Source organism: Microvirga splendida (assembly GCF_016427565.1).
GTDB lineage: Bacteria > Pseudomonadota > Alphaproteobacteria > Rhizobiales > Beijerinckiaceae > Microvirga > Microvirga splendida.
Map to the genome: position 1 here is coordinate 16106 of NZ_JAELXT010000016.1, position 25554 is coordinate 41659.

The 25554-nt window shown below is 66.1% G+C and carries 22 protein-coding genes and 1 other RNA gene; 6 read left to right on the top strand and 17 right to left on the bottom strand.

All coding sequences use genetic code 11. From position 1 onward, the window contains the following. Positions 1 to 5: 5 nt before the first annotated feature. The 9 genes from mraY to JAO75_RS15200 all read right to left on the bottom strand — a co-directional run bounded on the left by mraY (position 6) and on the right by JAO75_RS15200 (position 9302). Positions 6 to 1091 (bottom strand): phospho-N-acetylmuramoyl-pentapeptide-transferase, encoded by a 1086-nt coding sequence (mraY, locus tag JAO75_RS15160; RefSeq protein ID WP_199049978.1) that lies wholly within the window; start codon positions 1089 to 1091, stop codon positions 6 to 8. Between the two features lie 3 nt (positions 1092 to 1094). Continuing rightward, a complete protein-coding gene (locus JAO75_RS15165) occupies positions 1095 to 2528 on the bottom strand; it encodes a UDP-N-acetylmuramoylalanyl-D-glutamyl-2,6-diaminopimelate--D-alanyl-D-alanine ligase (protein WP_199049979.1) in 1434 nt (477 codons plus the stop codon). Continuing rightward, complete coding sequence (locus JAO75_RS15170; RefSeq protein ID WP_199049980.1) at positions 2525 to 3994, bottom strand: UDP-N-acetylmuramoyl-L-alanyl-D-glutamate--2,6-diaminopimelate ligase; 1470 nt, start codon at positions 3992 to 3994, stop codon at positions 2525 to 2527. Before JAO75_RS15170 ends, JAO75_RS15165 begins: the two co-directional genes overlap by 4 nt. Continuing rightward, positions 3991 to 5775 (bottom strand): penicillin-binding transpeptidase domain-containing protein, encoded by a 1785-nt coding sequence (locus JAO75_RS15175; RefSeq protein WP_199049981.1) that lies wholly within the window; start codon positions 5773 to 5775, stop codon positions 3991 to 3993. The genes JAO75_RS15170 and JAO75_RS15175 overlap by 4 nt, the downstream gene beginning before the upstream one ends. Continuing rightward, positions 5772 to 6167, bottom strand: coding sequence for a cell division protein FtsL (gene ftsL, locus JAO75_RS15180; protein WP_199049982.1), 396 nt, complete (start codon positions 6165 to 6167; stop codon positions 5772 to 5774). The genes JAO75_RS15175 and ftsL overlap by 4 nt, the downstream gene beginning before the upstream one ends. Continuing rightward, complete coding sequence (gene rsmH, locus JAO75_RS15185) at positions 6164 to 7213, bottom strand: 16S rRNA (cytosine(1402)-N(4))-methyltransferase RsmH (RefSeq protein WP_199049983.1); 1050 nt, start codon at positions 7211 to 7213, stop codon at positions 6164 to 6166. Before rsmH ends, ftsL begins: the two co-directional genes overlap by 4 nt. Further along, positions 7210 to 7707 carry a division/cell wall cluster transcriptional repressor MraZ gene (mraZ, locus tag JAO75_RS15190; protein ID WP_199049984.1) on the bottom strand — a complete coding sequence of 166 codons (498 nt, stop codon included), beginning with the start codon at positions 7705 to 7707 and terminating at the stop codon, positions 7210 to 7212. The genes rsmH and mraZ overlap by 4 nt, the downstream gene beginning before the upstream one ends. A gap of 310 nt (positions 7708 to 8017) precedes the next feature. Continuing rightward, an RNA gene (gene rnpB, locus JAO75_RS15195) (RNase P RNA component class A) lies at positions 8018 to 8409 on the bottom strand. A gap of 101 nt (positions 8410 to 8510) precedes the next feature. After that, positions 8511 to 9302 (bottom strand): lytic transglycosylase domain-containing protein, encoded by a 792-nt coding sequence (locus JAO75_RS15200; RefSeq protein ID WP_199049985.1) that lies wholly within the window; start codon positions 9300 to 9302, stop codon positions 8511 to 8513. A gap of 288 nt (positions 9303 to 9590) precedes the next feature. Between JAO75_RS15200 and JAO75_RS15205 the strand changes: the two genes are divergently transcribed. The 6 genes from JAO75_RS15205 (at position 9591) to JAO75_RS15230 (ending at position 14929) form a co-directional block, all read left to right on the top strand. Continuing rightward, positions 9591 to 9869 (top strand): glycine zipper domain-containing protein, encoded by a 279-nt coding sequence (locus JAO75_RS15205; RefSeq protein ID WP_036351002.1) that lies wholly within the window; start codon positions 9591 to 9593, stop codon positions 9867 to 9869. 85 nt (positions 9870 to 9954) lie between these two features. Then, positions 9955 to 10680: a TerB family tellurite resistance protein gene (locus JAO75_RS15210; RefSeq protein ID WP_199049986.1), complete on the top strand. Its 726-nt coding sequence runs from the start codon at positions 9955 to 9957 to the stop codon at positions 10678 to 10680. A 4-nt stretch (positions 10681 to 10684) separates the two neighbouring features. Further along, positions 10685 to 11452, top strand: coding sequence for an N-acetylmuramoyl-L-alanine amidase (locus JAO75_RS15215; RefSeq protein ID WP_199049987.1), 768 nt, complete (start codon positions 10685 to 10687; stop codon positions 11450 to 11452). A gap of 79 nt (positions 11453 to 11531) precedes the next feature. Next, the gene (locus tag JAO75_RS15220) at positions 11532 to 12968 is read left to right on the top strand and encodes an efflux RND transporter periplasmic adaptor subunit (protein ID WP_199049988.1); all 1437 of its coding nucleotides are present in this window, start codon (positions 11532 to 11534) and stop codon (positions 12966 to 12968) included. A 9-nt stretch (positions 12969 to 12977) separates the two neighbouring features. Continuing rightward, positions 12978 to 13700: an ATP-binding cassette domain-containing protein gene (locus JAO75_RS15225; protein ID WP_199049989.1), complete on the top strand. Its 723-nt coding sequence runs from the start codon at positions 12978 to 12980 to the stop codon at positions 13698 to 13700. Continuing rightward, positions 13697 to 14929 (top strand): ABC transporter permease, encoded by a 1233-nt coding sequence (locus JAO75_RS15230; protein WP_199049990.1) that lies wholly within the window; start codon positions 13697 to 13699, stop codon positions 14927 to 14929. Before JAO75_RS15225 ends, JAO75_RS15230 begins: the two co-directional genes overlap by 4 nt. Before the next feature lie 61 nt (positions 14930 to 14990). On the opposite strand, the gene metH is transcribed toward JAO75_RS15230, so the two are convergent. The 8 genes from metH to JAO75_RS15270 form a co-directional block, all read right to left on the bottom strand. Beyond that, entirely contained in the window at positions 14991 to 18746 is a 3756-nt protein-coding gene (metH, locus tag JAO75_RS15235; RefSeq protein ID WP_199049991.1) for a methionine synthase, read from the bottom strand. A 61-nt stretch (positions 18747 to 18807) separates the two neighbouring features. Next, the gene (gene metF, locus JAO75_RS15240) at positions 18808 to 19713 is read right to left on the bottom strand and encodes a methylenetetrahydrofolate reductase [NAD(P)H] (RefSeq protein ID WP_199049992.1); all 906 of its coding nucleotides are present in this window, start codon (positions 19711 to 19713) and stop codon (positions 18808 to 18810) included. Continuing rightward, positions 19713 to 20726, bottom strand: coding sequence for a metalloregulator ArsR/SmtB family transcription factor (locus tag JAO75_RS15245; protein ID WP_199049993.1), 1014 nt, complete (start codon positions 20724 to 20726; stop codon positions 19713 to 19715). The genes metF and JAO75_RS15245 overlap by 1 nt, the downstream gene beginning before the upstream one ends. A gap of 127 nt (positions 20727 to 20853) precedes the next feature. Next, positions 20854 to 21579, bottom strand: coding sequence for an alpha/beta fold hydrolase (locus tag JAO75_RS15250; protein WP_199049994.1), 726 nt, complete (start codon positions 21577 to 21579; stop codon positions 20854 to 20856). After that, entirely contained in the window at positions 21579 to 22574 is a 996-nt protein-coding gene (locus tag JAO75_RS15255) for an ABC transporter ATP-binding protein (protein WP_199049995.1), read from the bottom strand. Before JAO75_RS15255 ends, JAO75_RS15250 begins: the two co-directional genes overlap by 1 nt. Then, on the bottom strand, positions 22567 to 23571 hold the full coding sequence (locus JAO75_RS15260; protein WP_199049996.1) for an ABC transporter ATP-binding protein: 1005 nt from the start codon (positions 23569 to 23571) through the stop codon (positions 22567 to 22569). Before JAO75_RS15260 ends, JAO75_RS15255 begins: the two co-directional genes overlap by 8 nt. Further along, complete coding sequence (locus JAO75_RS15265) at positions 23568 to 24449, bottom strand: ABC transporter permease (protein ID WP_199049997.1); 882 nt, start codon at positions 24447 to 24449, stop codon at positions 23568 to 23570. The genes JAO75_RS15260 and JAO75_RS15265 overlap by 4 nt, the downstream gene beginning before the upstream one ends. Before the next feature lie 4 nt (positions 24450 to 24453). Then, a complete protein-coding gene (locus JAO75_RS15270) occupies positions 24454 to 25395 on the bottom strand; it encodes an ABC transporter permease (RefSeq protein WP_199049998.1) in 942 nt (313 codons plus the stop codon). Positions 25396 to 25554 lie beyond the last annotated feature (159 nt).

Consider the following 25554-nt stretch of genomic DNA (forward strand, 5'->3'; position numbering starts at 1 on the left):
GCGTCTTACCGGAGTTTCAGGGTCGCGAGGCCGGTGAGCGCGAGCACCACGGCGATGATCCAGAAGCGGATCACCACCTGCGGCTCGGTCCAGCCCAGCTGCTCGAAGTGATGGTGGATCGGCGCCATCTTGAAGACGCGCTTGCCGGTGAGCTTGAACGACGTCACCTGGATGATGACGGACAGGATCTCCAGCACGAACAGGCCGCCCACGATGGCGAGAACGATCTCGTGCTTGGCCGCAACCGCGATGGCGCCGAGCATGCCGCCGAGCGCCAGAGAGCCCGTGTCGCCCATGAAGATCTGGGCGGGCGGCGCATTGAACCAGAGGAAGCCCAGCCCTGCGCCGATCAGCGCGCCGCAGAGCACGGCGAGCTCGCCGGTGCCAGGCACGAAATGGATCTGCAGGTAGTTGGAGAACACCGCGTTGCCGGAGAGATAGGCGATGAACCCGAAGGTGCCGGCGGCGATCATCACCGGCACGATGGCGAGCCCGTCGAGCCCGTCGGTGATGTTCACCGCGTTGCCGGCGCCGACGATCACGAACCCGGCGAAGATCACGTAGAACCAGCCGAGATTGATGATCAGGTCCTTCGAGAACGGCAGCGCCAGCTTGTTCGCGAGCCCCGGCGTGGCCATGAAGGAGATCGCGAGGCAGGCCACGACCGCGATGATCGCCTCGATGGTCAGACGCGAGCGGCCGGAGAAGCCCTTGTGCGACTGCTTCGTCACCTTCAGGTAGTCGTCGTAGAAGCCGATGGCGCCGAAGCCCACGGTGACGAACAGCACGATCCAGACATAGTGGTTCTCGAGGTTCGCCCAGAGCAGGGTCGAGACCAGGACGCCCGCGAGGATCATCAGGCCGCCCATGGTGGGCGTGCCGCGCTTGGTCAGCAGGTGCGATTGCGGCCCGTCCTCGCGGATCGGCTGCCCCTTGCCCTGGCGCACGCGCAGGAGCGAAATGATCGCCGGGCCGAACAGGAACACGAACAGCATGCCGGTCGCCGTCGCGCCCCCGGTGCGGAACGTGATGTAGCGGAAGATGTTGAGGGGGCTGAAATAGGGGCTGAGCTCAGCCAACCAGGTTAACATCGATCATCCTTTCAGCGCGTGGGCCGTTGCGCTCGCGCCGTAACGTTCTTTCAAAGCTTTGACAACCAGGGCCATCTTCATGCTGAGCGAGCCCTTGACGGTCACCGCATCGCCGGGACGGACCGCAGCGCAGACCGCGTCGACCAGTTCGGCGGAGGTTTCCGCATGTGCTGCGACCAGCGATTGCGGCAAGGCATCCACGAGGTTCTTCATCAGGCCGCCGGCAGCGAAGACCAGATCGACCCCGTTCGCCCGGACCGCTTCCGCCAGCCCGGCATGCAGAGCCGGGCCCGTTTCGCCCAGTTCCTTCATGTCGCCCAGCACGGCGATCCGCCGCGCCCCGCGCTCCAGCTCCACAGCGCCGAGATTGGCCAGCGCCGCGCGCATGGAAGCCGGGTTGGCATTGTAGCTTTCGTCGATCAGCAGGGCCTCGCCGCCGTCGAGGGCGAGCATGGTGCGCTCGCCGCGCCCGACCGGGGGCTTGAGTTCGGCAAAGGAGCGCGCCACCAGCGCCGGATCTGCGCCGAGCGCATATGAGGCCGCGAGCACGCTCAAGGAATTCAGGGCGTGGTGCCGGCCTGCCGTGCCGATCCTGTAGGTCAGGGGCTGGCCGAAGATCGTGGCCTCGACCATGGAATGGTCGGGCTTCACGACGATGCGGTGCGCGCGGATATCCGCCGCCTCGTGCTCGCCGAAGGTGACGACCCGTCCGGCCGCCGAGGCATAGGCATGGGCGCGCATGCGCTCGAAATAGGCGTTGTCGCGGTTGATGACGGCCGTGCCGCCGGGCTCCAGACCCGAGAAGATCTCACCCTTGGCATCGGCGATGCCCCAGAGCGAGGGAAAGAACTCGATATGGACAGGCTCGACCGTGGTGATCACCGCCACATGCGGGCGCACCATGCCGGTGAGCGGCAGAATCTCATGGGCATGGTTCATGCCGATTTCGAACACACCGAACGTGGTCTCGCGCGGCATGCGGGCGAGGGTCAGCGGCACGCCCCAATGGTTGTTGTAGGAGGCGACCGATGCGTGGGTTACGCCCTGGCCGGAGAGCGCGAGGCGCATGGCCTCCTTGGTGCCGGTCTTGCCGACGGAGCCGGTGACGGCGACGATCCTGGCCTTCGTGCGGGCACGGGCCGCGCGGCCGAGCTGGCGCATGGCCTCGAGCACGTCGGGCACCACGATCAGCCGGTCGGAGCCTGCGAATTCAGGAGCCTTGTCCTCGGACACGATGGCGGCCGAGGCGCCCTTCTCCAGGGCCGCCGGCACGAAAGCGTGGCCGTCATGCACGTCGCCCTTGATGGCAAAGTACAGATCACCCGGCTCGAGCGTACGCGTGTCGATGGACGCACCCGTCGCCTGCGCGAAGCCGGAGCCGATGCGGGCGCCGGTGGCGGCTGCAATCTCATCTTTCGTCCAGAGGGGCGAATTCATCCCTGCCTCGCTGCGATGGCCGCCCGGACCTCGTCGTGGTCCGAGAACGGCAGGGTCCGGTCGCCGATGATTTGGCCCGTTTCATGGCCTTTGCCGGCCACGACCAGAATATCGCCCCGGCGAAGCTCGCTAACAGCGGTGCGGATGGCCTCGGCGCGGTCGCCGATCTCCCGGGCGCGGGGCGCGCCCTTCATGACCTCAGCGCGGATGGCGGCCGGCTCCTCGGAGCGAGGATTATCGTCCGTGACGATGACCACATCGGCCTTGTCGTTGGCAATGCGGCCCATCAGAGGGCGCTTGCCCTGATCCCGGTCACCGCCGCAACCGACGATGCAGAACAGCTTGCCCGTCACGAACGGGCGCAGGGCATCGAGCACATGGGCGAGCGCATCGGGCTTGTGGGCGTAATCGACGATGCAGATGGCACCATCCACCTCGCCTACCTGCTCGAGACGGCCGCGCACGCCTTTCAGCTCCGTGAAGCCCTCGAACACCTCGGCCGCCCGGCCCTCCCCTTCCACCGCCAGCACGAGGCCTGCGGCGACGAGCGCGTTCTCGACCTGGAAGGCACCGAGAAGCGGAAGATGTGTCCGGAAGGTTTTCCCGAAAGCCTCGATGGTCAGCGCCTGCGTGAAGCCCTCGGCGCGCGCTTCGACGAGACGAATAGTCTCGCCCGTGCTGCCGGTGGTGATGACTTTGAGCCCGCGATTGTGCACCCCGTGCAGGAACACGTCCGCATAGGAGCCGTCCGTATTGATGATGGCGGGGGCATCCTGCGGCAGAAGCGTATCGAACAGACGAAGCTTTGCCGCCGCATAGGCTTCCGTCGTGGCGTGATAATCGAGATGGTCGCGGCCGAGATTGGTGAAGCCTGCAGCATGCAGACGCACCCCGTCGAGGCGGCGCTGATCAATGCCATGCGAGGACGCCTCCATGGCAAGACGCGTGACGCCGTCATTGGCCAGGCGGTCGAAGCTCTCGTGCAGGGAGATCGGATCGGGCGTCGTGAGCGAGCCGTAGGCCGCGCCATCCGACGTGATGATGCCGAGCGTACCGACGCTGGCGGACTTGTAGCCCAGATGTGCGAAGAGCTGGCGGATGAAATCGGCCACGGAACTCTTGCCGCTCGTGCCAGTGACGGCAACGACCTTCTCGGGCTGTGCCGGGTAGAAGCGCGCGGCCGCAAGAGCGAGCGTTCGGCGCACGTCCTTCACCTGAACATAAGCTAAGTGATCCGGCAGATCCGCCGGCCGCTCCGCCTCGCCAGCGATGGCAACCGCACCCGCGGCGGCTGCCTGCGGCACGAAGCTCATGCCGTCCACCTTGGTGCCGGGCACGGCGAAGAACAGGGTGCCAGGCTCCACCTTGCGGCTGTCGGAGGCAATCTTCGACACGGCAAGAGACGCGTGAGCGTCGCCTGCCGCGAGATCGAGAAGATCGCCGAGAGTTTTGGATCGTGCGTTCATCGATTGCTGCCCCAGGCGCCGAGTCGCGACATGAGCGGGAAAGGCTGCGCCGGCGGCTCGAAGCGCGGCGGCACGCCGAGCAGCGGCGCAATGCGCTCGATGATGTTGCCGGTCACGGGAGCCGCGTTCCAGCCCGCGGTCGAGAAGCCGTAGGTGCCTTCCACCGCCTGCGGCTCGTCCATGATGGTCAGGAACACGTATTTCGGCTTGTCGGCCGGAACCACCGCCGTGAAGGTGGTGAAGTTCTTGTTCTTGGCATAACGGCCGTTGATCACCTTCTCGGCGGTGCCGGTCTTGCCGCCGACGAAGAAGCCGGCAATCGAGGCATTTCCGGCGGAGCCTTCCGGCGTCGAAGCGTTGAGGCGCATCACATAGCGCATAGCCTCGCTCGTCTCGGGCTTGAGCACCTGCAGGGCGTTCTGGCGCGCCTCTTCCACCGTGCGCTTCAGGAAGGTCGGCTTGATCATGATGCCGCCGTTCACCAGCGCGCCCACGGCCGAGAGCGCCTGAAGCGGCGCGACCGCGAGGCCGTGGCCGAACGCGATGGTCATCGTGTTGAGCTCGCCCCAGCGCGGCGGGACGATCGGCAGCGCGCTTTCCGGCAGTTCCGTCTCGAGACGGGTGAGCTGGCCCATCTTGCGCAGGAAGGCCTTGTGACCCTCGACGCCGATGCCAAGGGCCATGCGGGCGGTGCCGATGTTCGACGAGTGCACGAACACTTCCGGGGTAGAGAGAACGCGCCGGGTGGGGTGATAGTCGCCGATGGTGAACTTGCCGTAGCGCAGGCCGGAGCGCGCATCGAAGGTCGAGTTGATGTTGTACTTGCCGGAATCGAGCGCCATGGCGACCGTCAACGCCTTGAAGGTCGAGCCCATCTCGAACACGCCGACATTGATGCGGTTGATCCGGTCCTTGTCGAGCGCGTCGACCGGGTTGTTGGGATCGTAGTCGGGCAGCGACACGAGGGCGATGATCTCGCCCGTGTTCACGTCCAGGATCGCGCCCGCCGTGGCCTTGGCCTTGAACTTCGCCATGCCTTTTGCCAGCTCGTCGCGCAGGGCGTGCTGTGCGCGCAGATCCAGGGAGAGCTGGATGGGCTTGAGGTCGGCGGCGGAGATGTTGAAGCCTGCGCCGTTGAGGTCCTGCAGGCCCATGCTGTCGATGTATTTCTCGATGCCGGCGATGCCCACATTGTCCACGTTGGCGAAGCCCAGCACGTGTGCGGCGGCCTCCGCATTAGGATAGACGCGCTTGTTCTCAGGGAGGAAGCCGATACCGGGAATGCCGAGGCGGTGCACCTCCGCCTGCTGGCGCGGCGTGATCTCGCGCTTGACCCAGACGAAGCCCTTCTTCGTACCAAGCTTGTTGCGCAGGTCCGTGGCGTCGAGATCGGGCAGCACGGCGGTGAGCAGCTCGACCGCCTCATCCTTGTCGACGATGTTGCGCGGCTCGGCGAAGACCGACACCATCTTCACGTCGGTCGCCAGAACCTCGCCGTTGCGATCGACGATATCGGGGCGCGCGGCGGAGATCTCGGAGGAGGCCGCACGGCGCACCTCGCTCGTGTTCTCGCTCGTCACGGCAAGATGGATGAGGCGCCCGCCGATCAGGCTGAACAGACCCACGAAGCACACAGCCGCAAGGCCCACGCGCGACGTGCTCTTGTCATGGCGCAGACGGAACAATTCGCGGGCGTGACCGAGCACGCCGCGCTTCGGGCGCCGTGCAGGAAGGCTCTGATCCTGCCATTCGGTTTGGGACTCTTGCGACACGAGGCTCACCGTTTCGGGGTTTGAGTCGTCGGGGTGCGGGCGCCCGAGTTTTTGTCCTTCGGGGTCGAGGTCGGCTCGAGCAGTCCGAGGGCTTCGAGCTTGCGGCCGATCTCATCCTCGCGGGACGGGCGGTTCGGCAGGTCGGACAGACGCGCGAGTTGCTGGATCTTCAGCGCCTGCAGATCGAGGTGCTTGTCGGCGGCCTCCTGGAGGCGATCCGGACGATCGAGATATTGCCACTCGGCCTGCAGCACGGCGATGGCTTCGCGCTCGCGGCTGACCTGCGACTTCAGCTTCGCCACCTGCTCCACATAGTAGAGCGTCTCGTACTTGACCGAGTAGGCGTATCCCGCCGACGCGATGAGGGCGGAGATCACGATGATATGGAGCAATCGGATCACCGGCGCCCTCCCCTTTTCTCGGCTGTCTGCGGCAGTTCGGCCAGCATGGTGATGGCGCTCAACGGCTCCTGCGGCGGCGTGTCGGTGCGTGCGCCCGCGCGCAGCTTCGCCGAACGCGCCCGCGGGTTGCGCGCCATCTCCTGCTCGCTCGGAGCGATGGGGCCGCGGGTGATCGCATCGAAAGTGGGCTCAGGTGCGGCCGCCGTCGGCAGATGGCGTGAGCCTGTCGGCGCACGCCCGGTGCGGGAGGCAAAGAACTGCTTCACGATGCGGTCTTCGAGCGAGTGGAACGTGACCACCACGAGGCGTCCGCCCGGCTTGAGGATGCGCTCGGCCGCATGCAGGGCGCGAGCCAGCTCTCCGAGTTCGTCGTTGACGGCGATGCGCAGCCCCTGGAACACGCGCGTGGCCGGGTGAATGCCGCTGGGCTCCTGGCGAATCAGGGAGGCCACGAGATCGGCCAGCTGCCGCGTGGTCTCGAAGGGCTGGCGGCGCCGCGCCTCGATGACCGCGCGTGCGACGGCACGGGCGCGCCGCTCCTCGCCGTAATGATAGAAGATGTCCGCGAGCTCGGCTTCCGACGCCTCGTTGACGAGGTCCGCCGCGCTCGGGCCCGACTGCTCCATGCGCATGTCGAGCGGCCCCTCGTTGCGGAACGAGAAGCCGCGCTCAGCCTGATCGAGCTGCATGGAGGACACGCCGATATCGAGCACGACGCCGTCGACGGCGTCGAATTCCTGTTCGCGCGCGATGTCGTCGAGATCGCCGAAGCGTCCCGGCACGAGCATCAGACGTTTCTTGTATTTGGCTGCAAGCGCCGCGCCGCCTGCGATGGCATCGGGATCGCGGTCGATGGCGATCACCTTGTTCTGCGGATGCGCATCGAGAATGGCGCGCGTGTAGCCGCCTGCGCCGAATGTGCCGTCGATGAAAACGCCGCCGCGCTTTGCATCGAGTGCCGTGCCAACCTCCGCCAGGAGAACGGGAACGTGACGGGACGGTCCGCCAGCGGCTCCGGCTCCTGGGCCGTCGCCGCGTCCCATCATCGTTCCCGTACTCCTGGTGAGGTGTTCTGCACTAGCCTCGGCTCCACAATCCGGTTGCCCAACGCTTTCTTCAGGTCTCGGACCTTCGTGCGCGCCTCCTCCAAGTGCGCACGGAAGCGTTCTGGCTCCCAAATCTGGAACTTGTGACCAAGTCCGACGAACGTCACCGTATCGCCGATCCCGGCATGCACTTTTACTGTGTCCGTCAGGATGACACGCCCCTCCGGATCGACCTTCAGAATCTCGCTGGTTCCGAACAATGCCGTCGACAGCTGATCCCGCTCGTCCGAATAGGGCGACAGCGTCGACAAGAACGCATCGATCTCGTTCAGAAGCACGTTGCCGCCCGCGTCCAATGCCGGCGCATCGAGCGCCGGATGCACGTAGAGCCCCTCGAATCCATCCCGGGCCAGCACGGCCCTGAAGGATGCGGGGATCGAGACGCGACCCTTCGAATCCAACTTGTTGGTGAAATTGGACACGAAGCGGTTCATTGGCCGCAGCTCGCACGCTCCTGATTGTCAGCCCCCCGGCAGATCTTGAGGATCTGCCACCCGCAGATGGTGGAGACGCTACTTTCCGAGGCAGAACGTCAGCATCTCTTCTGTGCTTGACGCCCTCTTCGGAAGACACCGTCGACGGGATGGTTTGGGATAACATGGGATAATATGGTCGTCAACGGAACGGAGCGGGAGCGCAGGCCTTATGGCATGCGTTCCCCATGAGACGCATTTACGGTTAATGAATCGTAAGCGGAGCAAAGGTTTGCTCCGCTTTCTTGCAGATTGTGGCCTGTGGAAAGATGGGGTCAGCCGGCCTGTAAGCCGGGTTCTGTGGGGCCCAAAGTCTAAGACCTTGGACGTGGCGACCATTCCTCTGGGACGATCATTGCTGACCGCCTCAAGCAACCAACCCGGACGACCAGCCTGGAAGCGGGCCTGGCGCGAGCGCCTGTCGTCCCTATTCGGTTTTGCTCCTGGTGGGGTTTACCATGCCGTCCGCATTGCTGCGTCCGCGGTGCGCTCTTACCGCACCCTTTCACCCTGACCTCGGGGTCCGAGGACCTTGCGAGGCGGTCTGCTTTCTGTGGCACTTTCCCTAGGGTTTCCCCCGCCGGACGTTATCCGGCACCTTGCTTCCATGGAGCCCGGACTTTCCTCCCCGAGCAAGCTCGAAGCGGCCGCCCGGCCGGCTGACGGAGGCGATGTGGTGCCAAATGGGTCCCGGCGTCAAGGGCGAAGGGGTTGAGCATCAGAATTGATCCCAAAAGTGCAGATCCACTTTTGGGTCCGATGCTCTAATCCGCCGCCGCCGTGATGACCTTCACCTTGGCGCAATAGGCACGGGAGGCTGCCGTCATGGTCTGCGTGCGGTGGCCGAACTGGTAGCGCAGGATCGTGCCGCAGGTATCGCCGCCTGCGAGCCTGTAGGCGGTGGCGAGGTACTTGAGGCCATAGCGGAGATTGGTTTCCGCATCGAGAAGGCCGGCGGCATCCCCTTTATAGCCCAGAGACTGGGCCGTGCGGACATTGATCTGGGTGAGGCCCATGTGCGGGCCGTTTCGCGCGCCCGCATTGTAGCGGCTCTCGAGCCGGACCACGGCATCGGCCAATTCGTAGGGCAGACCGTTCTCGGAGGCGTAGCGGGCAATGAGAGGCTTGAGCGCGACGGCACGAGCCGCGTCGGGCATACGGGCCTTCGACCCGGCACCCACCGGCGACGCGGGAAGGGACGCGGTCTCCTGATCCGCCTCTTCCGGGACGGCCGTCGCTGCCACGGCCTTCTCAGGTCGGGCTGCTTCCGCCTTGCCTGCCTGAGGCTTGGCTGGCTTGGAGGCGACGGCTTCCGGCTTCTTCTTGCCGGCAGCCTTGGCGTCCGGCTCCGGCTCCTCCTCGGCAGAGGCTGCTGCGGCTTCCTCCTCGGCGAAGGCCGCTGCCTCGGCGGCCGCGGCGTCAAGGAACTGCTCGGCCTGGTCGGGAGAGATGGGAGCGTTGTCACCTCCGCCGGCCCGCGCCTGCGATGCCACAATGAGGGCCGTTGCGCCAAGACATGCAATCGCCAGCGTTCTGAGGAAGTGTTGCCAAGTCAAACCGAAACTCCAGCCGCCGATCACCATAAGGGCGGGCTGGGTGACGGCGGAATGAGGCGAAGATGTGGCACCTTCGGCCGCAAGTTTGTTCAGAATTGGTTCAAGCTTGACCGTATTGTCTTCATGGAGCTTGAGCCCTACAACGCAATTCTAGCCTTGAAGCGGCTCTGAATCGCGCCGTCTCGCCTGTGTTTGGAGGAACTCTTTCCCCGCACAGGAGTTGGCGACAGCGTAAGGTCAAGCTACTACCGCCGGGCCAACGGCCCGCTCAACAACAGGGAAGCCTCCATGAAGAAGATCATGACAGCCATTGCCGCCGGTGCCCTCACCCTCTCGATGGCAGCCTGCAATACTCCTGGTGAGCGTGCAGTCGGCGGCGCCGCCATCGGCGGTCTCGCTGGTGCGGCCATCGGCGGCGCAGCGACGGGCTCGGCAAGCGGCGCTCTGGCCGGTGCGGCCATCGGCGGCGCTGGCGGTGCAATCGTGGGTGCCTCGACGGCTCCGCGCGGCCCGGCCTGCCCCTATGGCACCTACCAGGACGTCTACGGCAACGTGTACTGCCGCTAATCTCGCAGAACCGCGAATTTCAGGGGCCGAGGCGTTCTCGGCCCCTTTTCTTTTGCCTGCACTTGAGCGTACGACTGATCTCAAGATGATTCAGTCGATTTGGGGTAAGCTCGGGGGTGCCGGCATAGGCCTCGCGTTTGGCGGGCCGATAGGCGCTCTCCTGGGCGGCGTAGCCGGGCATGTGCTCGTCGATCGTGAAGGCGCTTTGTTCGGAAAGCCGCCGCGCGATATCATTTTCACCATGGGTCTCGTGGCGCTGGCCGCCAAGATGGCGAAGGCCGACGGCGTCGTGGTCGACGTGGAGATCCGGGCCTTCGAGCAGATCGTCGAGGTGCCCGACAGCGAGCACGATAAGGTGGAGCGCCTGTTCAAGCTCGCCATGCAAACCTCGGACGGCTTCGAGGCCTATGCCCGCCAGATCCACGAGGAATTCCGTGAGGAGCCCGCCCTTCTGGAGGACGTGCTCGACGGCCTGTTCCACATCGCCAAGGCGGACGAGGCCGTTCACGAGGCCGAATATGCTTATCTCAAGGATGTGGCGACGATCTTCGCCTTCTCCGACATGGATTTCGAGCGCATCGCGGCGCGCCATGTGAAGCGCAAGGACGACCCTTACCTCATCCTCAAGGCCGACCGGAGCATGAGCGACGATGAGCTGAAGCGGCACTATCGCAAGCTCGTGGCCGACAACCACCCGGACCGGGAGATCGCCCGCGGCCTGCCGCCGGAGGCCGTGAAGATCGCCACCGAGCGGCTCGCCACCATCAACGAGGCCTGGGAACGCGTCGCCGCCGAGCGGAACATCAGGTGACCGCATGAGCGCGCTGACACCGGAAAGCCCCGTTGCCGCCAAGGTGTTTCCATCGCCCAATCACGGCGAGCGCAAGGACGGCCGGCGCCCCAGCATGCTCATCCTGCACTACACGGGCATGCCGGACGAGGGCGAGGCGCTGCAATGGCTCTGCAATCCCGTGTCGCAGGTCTCCGCCCATTACTTCGTGTTCGGTGACGGGCGCGTGCTGCAGCTGGTGCCGGAATCGCGCCGGGCCTGGCATGCGGGCCTCTCCTCCTGGGACGGGGAGACCGACATCAATTCCTGCTCCATCGGCATCGAGATCGCCAATCCCGGCCATCCCGGCGGCCTGCCGCCTTTCCCCGATGTACAGATCGAGAGCGTGGCGGCGCTGAGCAGGGACATCGTCACCCGCTGGCGCATTCCCGCCACCCGCGTGCTTGGCCATTCGGATGTGGCGCCCGGCCGCAAGGTCGATCCCGGCGAGCTCTTTCCCTGGAAGACCCTGCACGAGGCGGGGGTCGGCCACTGGGTTGCGCCGACCGCCACGAGCGACGGCCGCTTCTTCTCCCGCGGCGACCAGGGCATGCCCATCGAGGCCCTTCAGGCCATGCTCGTGATGTACGGCTACGGGCTGAAGATCAACGGCGCATTCGATGAGGACACGGAAAAGGTGGTGGCCGCCTTCCAGCGCCATTTCCGGCCGGAGCGCGTGGACGGCGTGGCGGATGCCTCCACGATCATGACCCTGCGCAATTTGATCGCAGCCCGGCCGCAAGCGGCCGCATGACAAAGAGTTAACTCGCAACACTATAGGAAATCGGCCACAATCGCCCCGCATGACATCCCATGCTCGAGAGGTTTTTTCGTTGCGGCGCGTCTGGGTCTGGTTCATCGGCATTCTTCTGGTGGCGGGAGGTGCGGGCTTCGTTCTGTGGAAGCCCACGGGCGGCAACGCCTCGGACCAGGCCTATCGCCTCGGCACCGTTGATCGCGGCCCGATCACCGCGAGCGTGCGCGCCACCGGAACGCTCAACCCGGTCACGACGGTTCTCGTCGGTTCGCAGCTCTCCGGCCAGGTGGTCGAGATCCTCGCCGACTACAACACCCCCGTGAAGCAAGGTCAGGTGGTCGCCCGCCTCTATGCGGAGCAGATCAAGTCGCGGCGCGATGCGGCGCTGGCGGACCTCGCCCAGGCGAAAGCCGATCTCGACACCAAACGCGCGCAGATCGACAAGGCCCGCTCCGCGCTCCAGCGCGGCGAAGCCCAGGCCGCCGATCTGCGGGCGCAGCGCGAGCGCACGCAGGCTCAGCTGGAGGAGGCCCGGCGCAGCCTCCAGCGGCAGACGGAACTCACCAGCCGCGCCGTGGGAACGAAGACGGCCCTGGAGCAGGCCCGCACGCAGGTGGACATCCAGACGGCAAACCTCGCCTCCGCCGACGCGCAGATCGCCTCGAACCAAGCGGAGACGCTTGGATTGAAAGCCGATCTCGCGCTCGCGGAAGCAAACGTGAAATCCACGGAGGCGATCATCCTGCAGCGGCAGGCGAAGCTCAGGGACGTGGAGATCGATCTCGCCCGCACGGAGGTCAAGTCGCCGGTCGACGGCGTGGTGGTGAAGCGCGAAGTGGAGCTCGGCCAGACCGTCGCCGCCTCGCTCTCCGCGCCGACCCTCTTCACCATCGCGCAGGACCTCAGCGAGATCGATATCTACGCCAATATCGACGAGGCGGATGTGGGCCGTCTCCAAGAGGGGCAGAAGGTCTCCTTCACGGTCAACGCCTATCCGAACCGCGCTTTCGACGGCAGGGTGCGCATGGTGCGCCTTGCCGCGCAGACTGTGCAGAACGTGGTCACCTACACGGCAGTCATCAGCGTGCTCAACCAGGATCAGGCGCTGCTGCCCGGCATGACGGCCAATCTCCAGATCATCACGGACGAGCGCGAGGATGTGCTGCGCATTCCCAACGCAGCTCTGCGCTTCCGGCCTCCGGCAGCCCTGATGGCGAGCGACGCACGGGGTACTCCGCCCGATGGTCAGGAGCCGAGACGCCGTGCGCGCCGCGATCAGGCTCCGCCGGAGCAGGACGAGGGAACCAGGGCGCGCATCTATCGTATCGGCGACGACGGCAAGCCGCAGGTCGTGCCGGTGCGCCTCGGCGCAACGGATGGTGCCTATACCGAGATTCTCCGCGGCGAATTGCAGGAAGGCGCCGCGATCATCGTCGGGGCTGCGCGCGCCGATGCGGCGGACGGCGAAAATGGCGCCGCCAGGAGCCGCCCGCGCCCGCCGCGGATGTTCTAGGAACGCGCCGTGGCTCTCATCGAAACGCGCGATCTCAGCCGGGTTTACGATCTCGATGCCGGACGCGTCGTGGCGCTGGACGGCGTGTCGCTCGACATCGATCAGCGCGACTTCGTTGCCGTCATGGGTCCATCCGGTTCGGGCAAGTCCACCTTCATGAATCTGATCGGCTGCCTCGACCGGCCGACCGGCGGCGGGTACCGGCTTGCGGGCACAGCCGTCGAGAGCCTCGATGCGGACGGCCTGGCGCGCCTGCGCAACCGGGAGATCGGCTTCGTGTTCCAGCAGTTCAACCTGCTGCCGCGCGTGGATGCGCTGGGCAATGTGGAACTGCCGATGGTCTATGCCGGCTTCAGCCGCAGGACCCGCCGCAAGCGCGCCCTGCAGGCGCTCGGCCGCGTCGGTCTGGCAGACCGCGACCATCACCGGCCGATGCAGCTCTCCGGCGGGCAGCAGCAGCGCGTGGCGATTGCCCGCGCCCTCGTCAACAGCCCGAGCCTGCTGCTCGCCGACGAGCCGACCGGCGCCCTCGACAGCCGCACGGCCAATGAGATCATGGCGCTGTTCCAGGAGCTCAACCGCGAGGGCGTCACCATCGTGCTCGTGACGCACGATGCGGAGGTGGGGCGGCACGCGCACCGCCTCGTCCGCTTCCGCGACGGCCGCGTGATCGAGGATCGCCGCCAGACACCCGTCGATGCCCGCGATCTCGCGCCGGAGGCCGCCGAATGAGGCTGTTCGAGGCGATCCGCTCTGCGTTCTCGGCCATCCTGGCCAATGCCCTGCGCAGCCTGCTCACCATGCTGGGCATCGTGATCGGCGTCGCGGCCGTGATCGCCGTGGTGGCGATCGGCTCGGGCGCGCGCAATCTCGTCGACCAGCAGATCCGCTCGCTCGGCGCCAACCTCGCCATCGTGACGCCGGGAAACGTGACGCAGGGCGGCGCGCGGCTCGGCGCGGGTGCGGCCTCCTCGCTCACCGATGACGATGCCGAGGCCATCCGGCGCGAGATCGACGGCGTTGTGGCGGCAGCGCCCTTCGTGCAGGGCGGCGCGCAGGTGGTGGCCGGCGGCAGCAACTGGGGCACGCGGATCTACGGCATCGACGGCGACTGGTTCTCCGCCCGCGAATGGGACGTGGCCGAGGGGCGCACCTTCGATCCGGAGGAGATCCGCCGCGGAGACATCGTCATCCTGCTCGGGCAGACGGTGGCGCGCAACCTCTTCGGCGACGAGGACCCCATCGACCAGATCGTACGGGTGCGCAACGTGCCGTTCCGCGTGATCGGCGTGATGGCATCCAAGGGTCAATCCGCCTTCGGGCAGGACCAGGACGACGTGATCTTCGTGCCGCTCGACGCGGGCCGCCGCCGCGTGATCGGCCGCAACTACGCCAAGGACGGCTCCGTCGGGTCGATCTTCGTGAAGTTCGCCAACGAGAGCGACATCGAGCCCGGCATCGAGAGCATCTCGGACCTGCTGCGCCAGCGCCACCGCATCACGGCTGAGCAGGAGGACGATTTCTCGATCCGCAACCTGACCGAGATCGCCAACACCGCCTCGGCTTCCGCCAATACTCTCTCCATGCTGCTCGCAGCCGTCGCCGCCGTGTCGCTGCTCGTCGGCGGCATCGGCATCATGAACATCATGCTGGTCTCGGTGACCGAGCGCACCCGCGAGATCGGCCTGCGGCTGGCGGTGGGCGCGCGCCCGCGCGACATCCTCAGCCAGTTCCTCATCGAGGCGACGACGCTCTCAACCATCGGCGGCGCGCTCGGCATCGCCCTTGGCGTCGGCGCCGCCTATCTCGTGGCGCAGCTCGCCGGCTGGCCCTCGCTCGTGTCGACCAACGCCATCCTCATGGCCGCGGGCTTCTCGGCCCTGGTCGGCATCTTCTTCGGGTTCTACCCGGCGCAGCGCGCGGCGAAGCTCGACCCGATCGAGGCGCTGCGGCGGGAGTGACAATTGGGATTCGTCATCCCGGATCGGTTGCGCCGTCCGGGATGACGTGCACGATACGGCCTTACTCCGCCGCCATCACCCGGTAGCTTGCCGGATCGTAGTTGAGGATCGGGCTGAGCCAGCGCTCGACTTCCGTCACGCTCATGCCCTTGCGCTCGGCGTAATCCTCAACCTGATCGCGCTCGACCTTGGCGACGCCGAAGTAATACGCTTCCGGGTGCGACAGGTAGAGGCCCGACACGGAGGAGCCCGGCCACATGGCGTAGGATTCCGTGAGTGTCACGCCGATACGGCGCTCGGCTTCGAGCAGGCTGAACAAGGTCGCCTTCTCGGTGTGATCGGGCTGCGCCGGATAGCCGGGCGCCGGGCGGATGCCCTGGTATTCCTCGCCGATCAGGCCCTCGTTGCCGAGGTTCTCGTCCGGCGCATAGCCCCAGAACTCCTTGCGTACGCGCTCGTGCATGCGCTCGGCAAAGGCTTCCGCGATGCGGTCGGCCAGGGCCTTCACCATGATCGAGCGATAATCGTCGTTGGCGCGCTCGAACCTCTCGGCGATGCGCACCTCCTCGATGCCAGACGTCACCACGAAGGCGCCAATCCAGTCGGGCTTGCCGCTCTCGACGGGCGCTACAAAATCGGACAGGCAGATATTCGGCTTGCCATCGCGCTTGGAGAGCTGCTGGCGCAGCCCGTGGAAGGCGGCAAGCTGTTCCGAGCGACTCTCGCCCGTGAAGAGACGAATGTCGTCGCCCACCGCGTTGGCGGGCCAGAAGCCGATGATCGCCTTCGGATTGAACCAGCGCTCCTCGACGAGCTGCTTGAGCATTCCTTGAGCATCCTCCCAGAGCTGGCGCGCGGCCTCGCCCTGCTTCTCGTCCTCGAGGATCGCCGGGAAGCGGCCCTTCAGCTCCCAGGTCTGGAAGAACGGAGTCCAGTCGATATAGGGCACGAGTTCACTCACATCGTAGCTGCGGAACACGCGCGCACCGGTGAAGGTAGGCTTCGGGGGCTGGTACGATGCCCAGTCGATCTTCAAACTGTTGGCGCGCGCCTTCTCGATGGAAAGGCGCTGCTTGTCGGCTTCAGAGCGCGCATGCGCATCCGCCACCTTGCGGTACTCGGCCCGGAGCGTCTCCACATAGCCGTCCTTCATGTCGGACGAGAGCAGCGAGGACACGACGCCGACGGCGCGGCTCGCATCGGTCACGTAGACCGCCTGGCCCTTGTTGTAGTTCGGGTGGATTTTCACTGCCGTGTGCACACGGCTCGTGGTGGCGCCGCCGATGAGGAGCGGGATGTCGAAGCCCTCACGCTCCATCTCGCTCGCCACGTTCACCATCTCATCAAGGGAGGGCGTGATGAGACCAGAGAGGCCGATCACGTCCACGTTCTCCCGGCGTGCGGTCTCCAGGATCTTCTGGGCCGGCACCATGACGCCGAGGTCGATGACCTCGTAGTTGTTGCAGGCAAGAACCACGCCGACGATGTTCTTGCCGATGTCGTGCACGTCACCCTTCACGGTCGCCATCAGCACCTTGCCGGCGGCGGAACGCTCGGTGGATCCGTTAGCTGCCTTCTCGGCTTCCATGAACGGCATCAGATAGGCCACCGCCTGCTTCATCACGCGGGCGGATTTCACCACCTGCGGCAGGAACATCTTACCGGCGCCGAAGAGATCGCCCACCACGTTCATGCCGCCCATGAGCGGACCTTCGATCACGTGCAGTGGGCGCTCGGCCGCCTGGCGGGCCTCTTCCGTATCCTGCTCGATGAACTCGGTGATGCCGTTGACGAGGGCATGCTCGATGCGCTTCTCCACGGCCCACGAGCGCCATTCGAGATCGGCCGCCTTCACGGCCCCTGTTCCGTCGCCCTTGAAGCGGGGCGCCGCTTCAAGCAGGCGTTCCGTCGCATCGGGACGGCGGTTGAGCACCACGTCCTCGCACAGCTCACGCAGTTCTGGATCGATTTCGTCATAGACCGCAAGCTGGCCGGCATTGACGATGCCCATGTCCATGCCGAGCTTGATGGCGTGGAACAGGAACACCGAGTGCATGGCCTCGCGCACGGGCTCGTTGCCGCGGAAGGAGAAGGACAGGTTCGACACGCCGCCCGAGATATGGGCGTGCGGCAGCGTCTCGCGGATGATTCGTGTCGCCTCAAGGAAGGCGACGCCGTAGCCGTTATGCTCCTCGATGCCGGTCGCCACTGCGAACACATTCGGATCGAAGATGATGTCCTCCGGCGGGAAGCCGACCTGTTCCGTGAGGATCTTGTAAGCGCGGGTGCAGATCTCGACCTTGCGCTCCAGGGTATCCGCCTGGCCCTGCTCGTCGAAGGCCATGACAACCACGGCAGCGCCATAGGCACGGCAGATCCGCGCCTGCTCGATGAAGGCCGCCTCGCCCTCCTTCATGGAGATCGAGTTCACGATGGCCTTGCCCTGCAGGCACTTGAGGCCGGCTTCGATCACATGGAACTTGGACGAGTCCACCATCACCGGCACGCGGGCAATGTCGGGCTCGGCGGCCACGAGGTTGAGGAACTCGACCATGGCCTTCTCGGAATCGAGCAGGCCCTCGTCCATGTTGACGTCGATGATCTGGGCGCCGTTCGCCACCTGATCTCGCGCGACGTCGAGTGCGGCGGCGTAATCGTTGTTGGTGATGAGCTTGCGGAACTTGGCGGAGCCGGTGACGTTCGTGCGCTCGCCCACATTCACGAAAGGAATGTCGGAGGTGAGCGTGAACGGCTCGAGCCCCGATAGGCGCATGAGCGGCTGCATCTTAGGCACCGAGCGCGGCGCCTTGCCGGCGACGGCCTCCGCGATCGCGCGGATATGCTCCGGCGTCGTGCCGCAGCAGCCGCCGACCACGTTGACGAGACCTGAATCGGCGAACTCCGCCAGCATCGAGGCGGTGGCCTCCGGGCGCTCGTCGTAGAGGCCGAACTCGTTCGGCAGACCGGCATTGGGATAGGCACAGACGAGGGTGTCGGCGACCCGGCCGATCTCCTGAATATGCGCCCGCATCTCGCGCGCGCCGAGGGCGCAGTTGAGGCCGATGGAGAACGGCTCCGCGTGGCGCACGGAATACCAGAAGGCCTCCGGGGTCTGGCCCGACAGCGTGCGGCCGGACAGGTCGGTGATCGTGCCCGAGATCATCACGGGCAGCTGCACGCCTCTCTCGGCGAAGACCTGCTGCGTGGCCACGATAGCCGCCTTGGCGTTGAGCGTGTCGAAAATCGTCTCGATGAGGATGATCTCGGAACCGCCGTCGACGAGCCCCCTCACCTGCTCGGCGTAAGACTCGCGCACCTGATCGAACGTGACGGCGCGGTAGCCGGGATTGTTCACATCGGGCGAGATGGAGAGCGTGCGGTTCGTCGGCCCGACGGCGCCAGCCACGAAACGGCGGCGGCCATCCTCCTTCTCGGCCATCAAAGCGGCTTCGCGGGCAAGGCGCGCGCCCTCATAATTCAGCTCGTAGACGATCTCCTCCATGCCGTAATCGGCCTGGGCGATGGAGGTGCCGGAGAAGGTGTTGGTCTCGACGATGTCGGCACCTGCCAGGAAATAGGCGAGATGCACATCGCGTACCGCATCGGGCTGCGTGAGGATCAGGAGATCGTTGTTGCCCTTGACGTCCTGCTTCCAGTCCCGGAAGCGCTCGCCGCGGAAGTCCTCCTCAGAGAAGCGCGAACGCTGCAGCTCCGTGCCCATGGCGCCGTCGAGCACGAGGATCCGCTTGGATGCGGCCTCACGAAGCGCCTTGAGCACGTCGGAGCCGTTGGCCGGGCGAGGAGTGAATGCAGTCATTCGATCTGTTCTCTTTGCGTCGCAGCCGGTTTGTGGGCTGGCGACGGTGATTTCGGTAATGTCAGGCAGCCGCCTTCACGTTCTGATCGCGCAGGCCAAGGAGATGGCAGATGGCGTAGACCAGATCGGCGCGGTTCATGGTGTAGAAGTGGAATTCGCTGACGCCGCGGTCGACGAGATCGAGCACCTGTTCGGCAGCCACCGCTGCGGCTACGAGCTTTCGGGTCTCCACATCGTTGTCGAGACCGTCGAAGCGGGCCGCCAGCCACGCGGGAACGCTTGCGCCGGTCTTCGAGGCGAAGTTCGCCGTCTGCTTGAAGTTCTGCACCGGCACGATGCCGGGCACGATGGGAATGTCGATGCCGCGGGCCCGCACGCGGTCGAGATAGCGGAAGTAGTGGTCGTTATCGAAGAAGAACTGCGTGATCGCCCGGTCCGCACCGCAATCGACCTTGGCCTTGAGGGCATCGATGTCCGCATCGAGCGAGGCCGCTTCGGGGTGCTTCTCCGGATAGGCCGAGACGGAGACCTCGAAGTCGCCGATGGCCTTGATGCCGGCAACGAGATCGCAGGTCTGCTGGTAGCCGCCCGGATGAGCCTCGTATTGGGTGCCGATTCCGCTCACCGGATCGCCGCGCAGAGCCACGATGTGGCGCACGCCTGCATCCCAGTAGGAGCGCACGACATCATCCACCTCGTCCTTCGTGGCCGCCACGCAGGTGAGATGCGCCGCAGGCTTCAGGTGCGTCTCCCGGACGAGCCGGGAAACCGTCGCGTGGGTGCGCTCGCGGGTGGAGCCGCCTGCCCCGTAGGTCACGGAGACGAACTGCGGATTGAGCGGAGCCAGACGCTGGATCGACGACCACAGGGTCGCCTCCATCTCCGGGGTCTTAGGCGGAAAGAACTCGAACGACACCTTGATCGGACGGGAAGCCTGACGGCTGGCGCGAAGGGTGAGCGGTGACATCAGGCGACCTCTCTGTCGGGTTCGTTCAAGGGCCAATCCGTCACGGTGCGGCGATCCTGGCCAAGCCAAAGGGATACGGTCAGGTGCTCTTCGCCTCGTTTAGGCGGAGCGATTTCCCGGTTGAGGGTGCAGTCGAGCCCGGCCTCATCGAGCCAGGAGGCGACCTGGGCCGGGGCGAAGCCGAGACGGCGATGCGCCTGCGCCTCGCGCAGGAATTCGAGGCTGTGGGGCGCGAAATCCACCACGAGGATCCGACCGCCCGGCGCCACGAGGCGCGCGGCCTCGCGGATCGCCCGGGCTGGGTCGTCGAGGTAGTGCAGCACCTGATGAATCACGACGAGATCGAAGGTGTCGCGCGGGAACGGAGGGGCATAGATGTCGCCCTGGCGCAGCTCGATTCCTCTTAAGCCCGCCTTCTCGAGATTGGCGCGGGCCACCGAGAGCATGGCATGGCTGGCATCGAGGCCGACCGTCCGCTGGGCGCGGGGCGCCAGCAGCTGGAGCATGCGGCCGGTGCCGGTGCCGAGATCGACGAGGTTGCGGATCGACCGCGTGCCTAGGGCATCGAGCACGGCCGCCTCGACCACCGCCTCCGGGGCGTGCAGGGAGCGGATCCGGTCCCAATCGGGCGCCAGCCGGGAGAAGAAGGCTTGCGCCGCCTGCGAACGCTGGGCGCGCACCGCCTGAAGCCTGGTCCTGTCCTCCAGGAGCTGCGGGTCGGAGCGGTCGAGGCTCTCCAGGGTCGGGCGGATGATGCGCAGGGCAGCGCCCCGGTCGGTGAGACGGAAGAAGGCCCAGGCCCCCTCCCGGTGCCGCTCCACGAGCCCGGCCTCGACCAGGAGTTTCAGATGTCGGGAGATGCGCGGTTGGGACTGGCCCAGGATGTCGGTGAAGTCGGAGACGGACAGCTCGCCCTCCATCAGAAGGGCCAGAATCCGCAGGCGCGTCTCTTCTGCGGCGGCTCGCAAGACGTCCAGGGTCAGGTCCAGCGATGGAGACGGAGTGTCAGGCACGGCCAAATCTCGCTCTTACATATAAAGATATATTTATATCTTTTTCGGAGCAGGAGCAAGTATGGCGCTCTCACGGCTCTGTATGCCATCTCCTTTCCGTCGCCGCAGAGGGGGCCGGCCCGGCAGCTCACCTCGAAGAGGTGCCGGTCGAGCCCTGCTTCCGCGCCAGCCAAGCATCGAGCAGAGCATTGGTCATGACCGGGTCCTCGTTGGGCGCGCAGTGACCGCACTCGGCGAGAATGTGCAGCTCCGCGCCCGGGATTCCGCTGGCGATTTCCCAGGAACGGTCGGGCGGCGTCCGCTGGTCATAGACTCCGCAGAGCACGAAGGTGGGCACCTGAATCCCGGCGAGGAGCGGGCGCAAGTCGGCGCGGGCGATGATCGCCTCCTGCTGGCTGCGGTAGAGCGCGGCGCCGAGCCGGTCGTTCATGTGTGCGAGCTGCTCGAACCAGGCAGGGTCGATCCGTTCGGGACGGTGATAGGTCTGCGGCACGCCCGCCTCCCAGGCCGTGCGCGGAGACGTGCGCTCGGCCAGTTCCACCGACGCCCGGCGCAAGGGGGCGGCCTCAGGCGCATCCGCGCGTGCCGACGTGCTGATGAGGCCGAGCTTGGCGATCCGCTCCGGCGCCTGGCGGATCGCCTCGAAGGCGATGTAGCCGCCCATGGACCAGCCGACGAGGATGAAACGCTCCGGGAGGTCGCGGAGCATGCGCGCCGCCATGGCCGCGATGGTGGGCTCGGCGAAATGGCTTTTGGGCACCACGACGCGGTAGCGGTCGCTGAGATGCCCGATCTGAGCCGCCCAGGTGGTCTCGTCGGAGAGGAGGCCGGGAACGAGGACGAGCGTCTCCATCAGGCTGCCGTCTTCTGCGCCGGCAGGCTGCCATCCTCTGCCAGCAGGTGGCAGGCGACCTGATGCCCTTCGCCGCCGACGCCTCTCAGCACCGGCTCCTCGATACGGCAGCGCGCCTCCGCATGGGGGCAGCGGGTGTTGAAGCGGCAGCCCGAAGGCGGGTTCAACGGACTTGGCAGGTCTCCCTCGAGGGGGCGGCGCACCCGGCGCTGACTCGGATGCTCCACCGGCACCGCATCGATCAGGGCACGGGTGTAGGGATGCAGCGCGCGGCTCACCACATCCGCCGTCGTGCCGGTCTCCACGATTCGGCCGAGGTACATGACAGCAACCCGGTGGCTCACATGGGCCACGACGCCGATGTCGTGCGAGACGAACAGCATGGAGAGCCCGAGTTCCGCCTGGAGGTCGCGGAGCAGGTTGATCACCTGGGCCTGGATCGACAGATCGAGGGCGGAGACCGGCTCGTCGGCGACGATCAGCTTCGGGTTCAGGGCGAGCGCACGGGCAATGCCGAGACGCTGGCGCTGACCGCCCGACAGCTCGTGCGGATAGCGCGTGGCATGTTGCGCGGAAAGGCCGACGCGGCCGAGCAGGGCTCGAACCATCGTCCGCCGCGCCTCCGGCGATCCGATGCGGAAATTGTCGAGGGGCTCACGCACGATGTCCTCGGCCGTGAGGCGCGGGTTCACGGAGGCATAAGGGTCCTGGAACACCATCTGCATCTGGCGGCGCGACGACTGGAGGGCCGCACCCCGAAGGGCCGTGATGTCCTGCCCTTCCAGGAGGATCCGCCCTGCCGTGGCAGGCTCGAGCCGCATGATGAGGCGGGCGAGCGTGGACTTCCCGCAGCCGCTTTCGCCGACGAGGGCCAGGGTTTCGCCGGGATGAACCTCGAGGCTGACGCCGTCCACGGCCCGCACATGCTTCTTCCAGCCGATCTTGTAGTGACGCTTCACGCCCTCGACGGCGATGATGGGTTGTGTCTCAGGCATGGTGATCTACCTGCATTGCGACGGCCGCGCGAACGGCGGCATGGCGGCGGCAAAGGCCCATATGGCCCGCATCGAAGGCGATGGGAGCGACAGGCTCCTGGCTGCATGCGGTCTCGGCGAAACGGCAGCGAGGCGCGAATGCGCAGGTCTCGACGTGACGATCGAGGCGCGGCACGCCGCCTGGAAGCTCCAGCAGACGCTCGCTGCTGGAGCGGCGTGGCTTCGCGCCGAGCAGGCCGTGGGTGTAGCCGTGCGAGGGACGGTCGAACACGGCCGTCACAGGCCCGCGCTCGACGATGCGCCCCGCATACATGACGGCAACCTCGTCGGCCATTTCCGCCACCACCCCGAGATCGTGGGTGATGAGCAGGATGGCCATGCCCATGTCGCGCTTGAGCTCGTCCATGAGGGAGAGGATCTGCGCCTGGACGGTCACGTCGAGGGCCGTGGTCGGCTCGTCGGCGATGAGGAGCTTCGGGTTGCAGGCGAGCGCCATGGCGATCATCACCCGCTGGCGCATGCCGCCGGACATCTGATGCGGGTATTGGTCGAGCCGCCGCCGGGCATCGGGAATGCGCATCCGGTCGAGCATGTCGAGCGCCCGGCGCCTGGCCTCGGCGCGCGAGACCGGCTCATGCAGGCGCACCGCCTCGGCAATCTGGTAGCCGATTGTGAGGGCCGGGTTCAGAGAGCTCATCGGGTCCTGGAAAATCATCGAGATTTCCTTGCCCCGGAGCTGGGCGAGTCTGGCCGGTGTCGCGGTTCTCAAATCCTCGCCGGCGAACGCGAGGCGCCTGGCCTCGACGGTTGCGCCGCGGGCCGGCAGGAGGCCCATCACGGCCATGGACGTCACACTCTTGCCGGAGCCGGACTCGCCCACGAGGCAGAGTGTTCTGCCGGCTTCGAGCGTGAAGGATACGTCCGAAACCGCATGGGTGCGGCGGTCTGCCGAACCGAATGTGACGGAGAGGTTCTCGACGTGAAGAAGGGCGCTCATTTCAGGCCGCTCCGACGGGCAAGGCGCGGATCCAGTCGCTCGCGCAAGGCATCGCCCATAAGGTTCACCGTGAGGGCAATGATCGAGAGCATCAGGCCGGGAAAGCCGATGATCCAGGGAGCCAGCTGAAAATAGGCGCGTCCTTCAGCCATCATGTTGCCCCAGCTCGGAATCTCCGGCGGCGTGCCGACACCCAGAAAGCTCAGCACCGCCTCCGCGATGATCGCCGAGACAGCCACGTAGGTAGCCTGAACCGAGAGCGGCCCGATGGTGTTGGGCAGCACGTGCAGCCACAGGATCTTGGGCGTCGACGATCCAACCGATATGGCGGCATCAACGAAAGGCTGCTCCTTGACCGTGAGCACGACGCTGCGCACGAGACGCACCATGCGCGGCACTTCCGGGATCGTGATGGCGATGATCACGACCAGCAGCCCACCCCGCAACAGGGCAACGAGGGCGATGGCCAGGAGAACGCCGGGGATGGCCATGAGGCCGTCCATGAGCCGCATGAAGATGCGCTCGCCCCACTTGGAGAAGCCGGCGTAAAGGCCGATCGTGACTCCCAGGAGTGTCACCGAAATGGCCACGCCGAACCCGACGAGGAGTGAATTGCGCGTGCCGACCATCGTGCGGGCGAAGATATCCCGCCCCAGGTGGTCCGTACCGAACCAGAACATCTCGCTTGGCGGCTTCAGCCGCTTCGAGGTGTTGATGGCGGTGGGATCCGCCACCAGGAAAGGAGCCAGGAGGGCGATCATCACGAAGATGCCGAGGATGACCACGCCGGCCAGGAGAAGCGGGCTGTGGGCCCAGGCGAACCGGGGAAGAGCCGGAGCCTGAGGCTCCTCCGCGGACAGGGCGAGCGGTGTTGTCATGAGCCTAGTACCGGATACGGGGGTCGAAGAGCGCATAGCTCAGGTCGACCAGGAGGTTGACGGCGATGAGCACGAGCGAGAAGAACAGCATGACGCCTTGGACAATCGGGTAGTCGCGCTGCTGGATGGCATCAACCGTCAGGCGGCCGATCCCCGGGATCGTGAAGATCGACTCGGTCACCACCACACCGCCCAGGAGCACCGCGAAGCTGATGCCGACGACGGTCATCACCGGCACGCCCGCATTCTTGAGCGCATGGACGACGAGCAGGCGCATGAGCCCGGCCCCCTTCGCCCGCGCCGTGCGCATGTAATCCTCCGACAGGATTTCCAGCATGGCCGAGCGGGTCACGCGGGCAACCAGGGCGGAGAGGCCGAGCGACAGGGTGATGCTGGGAAGGACGAGGCCGCGCAGGCATTCCCAGATGCCTTCCGCGAGCGGCTTGTAGCCCTGCACGGGCAGCCATCCAAGCTTGATGGAGAACACCCAGACGAGGGAATAGGCAACCACGAAGACGGGCACCGAGAAGCCGACGACGGACAGCCCCATGACGAAGCGATCCACTCCGCCGCCGGAGCGCCACGCGGCAAGAACGCCGAGGGGAACGGCGAAGAGCACCGTGATGGTCATGGTGCAGATCGCCAGCATCAGTGTAGGCTCGATGCGCTTGAGAATGAGTGCGGCGACCGGCTGATTGGAGAAGATCGACTGGCCGAGATCGAATTGCGACAACTGCACGAGCCAGAGCCAGAACTGGCTGGCGAGCGGTCGATCGAGATGAAGGCGCGCTCTGATGGCCTCAAGCTGCTGCGGCGTGGCATTGTCGCCCGCGACCAGCGCGGCGGGATCGCCGGGCGCCAGATGCAGCATCAAAAAAATGAAAACGACCACGAAGGCAACGATCGGCAACGCCGTCAGGAGGCGCAGGGCAATGTAGCGGAACATGGAACTGTCCTAGAGAGAATGCGGCGAGACCTGCGAGGATGCATGACACGGGAGGTTTCCGGCACCTTGCGGAGACCTCCCGCGCCCTCGGCATGCACGCCGGATGCGCCTCACGGGAAAGGCTGCAGGAGCCCTCCCGCGAGAGCCGCGCCGTGTGGA

What these genes read in the sequence shown, in the direction of transcription:
- JAO75_RS15255 (WP_199049995.1), bottom strand. Translation starts at nt 22,574, where the DNA reads ATGCCTGAGACACAACCCATCATCGCCGTCGAGGGCGTGAAGCGTCAC.
- JAO75_RS15230 (WP_199049990.1), top strand. Translation starts at nt 13,697, where the DNA reads ATGAGGCTGTTCGAGGCGATCCGCTCTGCGTTCTCGGCCATCCTGGCC.
- mraY (WP_199049978.1), bottom strand. Translation starts at nt 1,091, where the DNA reads ATGTTAACCTGGTTGGCTGAGCTCAGCCCCTATTTCAGCCCCCTCAAC.
- JAO75_RS15270 (WP_199049998.1), bottom strand. Translation starts at nt 25,395, where the DNA reads ATGTTCCGCTACATTGCCCTGCGCCTCCTGACGGCGTTGCCGATCGTT.
- JAO75_RS15250 (WP_199049994.1), bottom strand. Translation starts at nt 21,579, where the DNA reads ATGGAGACGCTCGTCCTCGTTCCCGGCCTCCTCTCCGACGAGACCACC.
- metF (WP_199049992.1), bottom strand. Translation starts at nt 19,713, where the DNA reads ATGTCACCGCTCACCCTTCGCGCCAGCCGTCAGGCTTCCCGTCCGATC.
- JAO75_RS15165 (WP_199049979.1), bottom strand. Translation starts at nt 2,528, where the DNA reads ATGAATTCGCCCCTCTGGACGAAAGATGAGATTGCAGCCGCCACCGGC.
- JAO75_RS15210 (WP_199049986.1), top strand. Translation starts at nt 9,955, where the DNA reads ATGATTCAGTCGATTTGGGGTAAGCTCGGGGGTGCCGGCATAGGCCTC.
- mraZ (WP_199049984.1), bottom strand. Translation starts at nt 7,707, where the DNA reads ATGAACCGCTTCGTGTCCAATTTCACCAACAAGTTGGATTCGAAGGGT.
- JAO75_RS15265 (WP_199049997.1), bottom strand. Translation starts at nt 24,449, where the DNA reads ATGACAACACCGCTCGCCCTGTCCGCGGAGGAGCCTCAGGCTCCGGCT.
- JAO75_RS15215 (WP_199049987.1), top strand. Translation starts at nt 10,685, where the DNA reads ATGAGCGCGCTGACACCGGAAAGCCCCGTTGCCGCCAAGGTGTTTCCA.
- JAO75_RS15170 (WP_199049980.1), bottom strand. Translation starts at nt 3,994, where the DNA reads ATGAACGCACGATCCAAAACTCTCGGCGATCTTCTCGATCTCGCGGCA.
- rsmH (WP_199049983.1), bottom strand. Translation starts at nt 7,213, where the DNA reads ATGATGGGACGCGGCGACGGCCCAGGAGCCGGAGCCGCTGGCGGACCG.
- JAO75_RS15205 (WP_036351002.1), top strand. Translation starts at nt 9,591, where the DNA reads ATGAAGAAGATCATGACAGCCATTGCCGCCGGTGCCCTCACCCTCTCG.
- JAO75_RS15260 (WP_199049996.1), bottom strand. Translation starts at nt 23,571, where the DNA reads ATGAGCGCCCTTCTTCACGTCGAGAACCTCTCCGTCACATTCGGTTCG.
- metH (WP_199049991.1), bottom strand. Translation starts at nt 18,746, where the DNA reads ATGACTGCATTCACTCCTCGCCCGGCCAACGGCTCCGACGTGCTCAAG.